The organism is Hydrogenophaga sp., from assembly GCF_018780385.1.
GTDB lineage: Bacteria > Pseudomonadota > Gammaproteobacteria > Burkholderiales > Burkholderiaceae_C > Hydrogenophaga.
Genome location: NZ_JADMJO010000074.1, coordinates 1 through 2,576, shown reverse-complemented (window position 1 = coordinate 2,576; position 2,576 = coordinate 1). Strand labels below are relative to the sequence as shown.

2 protein-coding genes are annotated in these 2,576 nt (G+C 61.8%); both read left to right on the top strand.

The window, feature by feature from the left end; all coding sequences use genetic code 11:
• Positions 1-181: 181 nt before the first annotated feature.
• Positions 182-1,696, top strand: coding sequence for an IS21-like element ISPre4 family transposase (gene istA, locus IV113_RS19490; RefSeq protein ID WP_291088446.1), 1,515 nt, complete (start codon positions 182-184; stop codon positions 1,694-1,696).
• 20 nt (positions 1,697-1,716) lie between these two features.
• A complete protein-coding gene (gene istB / locus IV113_RS19485; RefSeq protein ID WP_011077977.1) occupies positions 1,717-2,472 on the top strand; it encodes an IS21-like element ISPre4 family helper ATPase IstB in 756 nt (251 codons plus the stop codon).
• The last annotated feature ends 104 nt before the right edge of the window (positions 2,473-2,576 follow it).

Genomic DNA, 2,576 nt, shown 5'->3' with positions numbered 1-2,576 from the left:
TGCGGATTCCACGGCCATCCGGCCACCTATTCCATAAACATCCGGCCACTGATTCCACGATGATCCGGCCACCCATTCCACGCTCATCCGGCCACCCTTAAGGCAGGCAGCAACGCAGGATTAATTCACTACCATCGACCTCTTTTATCGAAGCAGAGAGGTCGTCGTGGAGCGGTTATCCATGCGTAAAATTCGAGAAGTGCTACGTCTCAAATTCGAGGTCGGCCTATCTGCCCGCCAGGTCGCTGGCAGCTTGCAAGTAGGCCGAGCCAGCGTCGGTGAGTACCTCAATCGCTTTGCTGCCAGCGGCCTGACCTGGCCCTCTGCGCTGACTGACGCCGAGTTACAACGGCATCTTTTTCCGCCGCCGCCCACCGTTCCCAGCGATCAAAGGCCGGTGCCAGACTGGGCTCATGTACACGGGGAGTTACGCCGCCCCGGCGTAACTCTGGCCCTGCTTTGGCAGGAATACCGACTCGCCCACCCGCAAGGCTTCCAATACAGCTGGTTCTGCGAGCACTACCGCCTCTGGGCCGCCAAGGTCGACGTGGTCATGCGCCAGGAGCACCGTGCCGGCGAAAAGCTGTTCGTCGATTACGCCGGCCAGACCGTACCGGTCATTGATCGGCGAACCGGCGAGATCCGCCAAACGCAGATCTTCGTCGCCGTTCTCGGCGCGTCCAGCTACACCTTTGCCGAGGCCACCTGGTCGCAGAAGCTGCCTGACTGGCTGGGCTCGCACGCCCGCTGTTTTGCTTTTTTCGGTGGCACATCGCAGATCCTGGTGCCCGATAATCTGCGCAGCGGCGTCACCAAGGCGCATCGCTACGAGCCCGACATCAACCCCAGTTACCGCGATCTCGCCGAGCATTACGGCATCGCCGTATTACCTGCTCGCTCGCGCAAACCCAAGGACAAAGCCAAGGTCGAAGTCGGCGTGCAAGTCGTCGAGCGCTGGATCCTCGCCGCGCTGCGCAACCGCCAGTTCTTCTCGCTGGGCGAACTCAACACGGCAATCAGCCTGCTGCTCGAACGCCTCAATCAAAAGCCCTTCAAGAAGCTGCCCGGCTCACGCCGCTCGGCCTTTGAGACCATCGACCAACCCGCACTGCAACCGCTACCAGAACATCCGTACATCTACGCCGAATGGAAAAAGGTGCGGGTGCACATCGACTACCACGTCGAGGTCGAGGGCCATTACTACTCGGTGCCGTACCAGTTGGTGAAGCACCAACTCGAAGTGCGGCTAACCGCTAAGACCGTCGAGTGCTTCCACGCCAACCAGCGGGTGGCCAGCCATCTGCGCTCGCCGCACAAAGGCCGCCACACCACCCAAACCGAGCACATGCCCAAGAGTCACCGCGAACATGCCGAATGGACACCGCAACGGCTGATCTGCTGGGCAGAGCAGACCGGCCCGAATACGGCCGGCGTCATCGCCTACATCCTCGAACGCCGAATCCATCCGCAGCACGGCTTCCGCGCCTGCCTGGGCATCCTGCGCCTGAGCAAACAGCACGGCGAAGAGCGGCTGGAAGCCGCTTGCCAGCGAGCGCTGGCACTGGGCGCGTGCAGCTACAAAAGCCTTGAATCGATCCTGCGCCAAGGGCTGGAAAAGCTACCGCTGTCCCAGCAAAACCTGCCGCTACTGCCCGACGAACACATCAACCTGCGCGGCCCTGGCTACTACCACTGACCTGAAAAAGGAGCACCAAAATGCTGCCCAATCCGACACTCGACAAGCTGCAAACCCTGCGCCTGCACGGCATGATCAAGGCGCTGAGCGAGCAACACGCCACGCCCGATATCAATGATCTGAGCTTCGACGAACGCCTCGGCCTGATGATCGACCGCGAGCTGACCGAACGTGAAAACACGCGTCTGAGCAGCCGGCTGAAACTGGCACGACTGCGCCACAACGCTTGCCTGGAAGACATCGATTACCGCAGCCCACGCGGCCTGGACAAGTCCCTGATCCTGCAACTGGGCAGCGGCCAATGGCTGCGCGATGGCTTGAACCTGATCATCGGCGGCCCGACCGGTGTAGGCAAAACCTGGCTCGCCTGCGCGCTGGCCCACAAGGCCTGCCGTGACGGCTACAGCGTGCGCTACTTGCGTCTGCCGCGCCTGATGGAGGAACTGGGCCTGGCCCACGGAGACGGTCGATTCGCGAAACTGATGGCGGGCTATGCCAAGACCGACTTGCTGATCCTGGACGACTGGGGCCTGGCGCCGTTTACCGCACCGCAACGGCGCGACATGCTTGAGCTATTGGACGACCGCTACGGCAACCGCTCGACGCTGGTCACCAGCCAGATGCCCGTGGACAAATGGCATGCACTGATCGGCGATCCGACCTTGGGCGACGCGATCCTCGACCGGCTGGTGCACAACGCTTATCGGATCGAACTGAAGGGCGAATCGATGCGCAGACGCGCAACGAAATTGACGACGACAGGGACTTCAGACTAACAATGCAAACCTGCGTCGCTGCGCTCCGACTGCCTGGCCGGATGAGCGTGGAACGGGTGGCCGGATGTTGGTGGACTGGGTGGCCGGATGGCGTGGAATGCGCA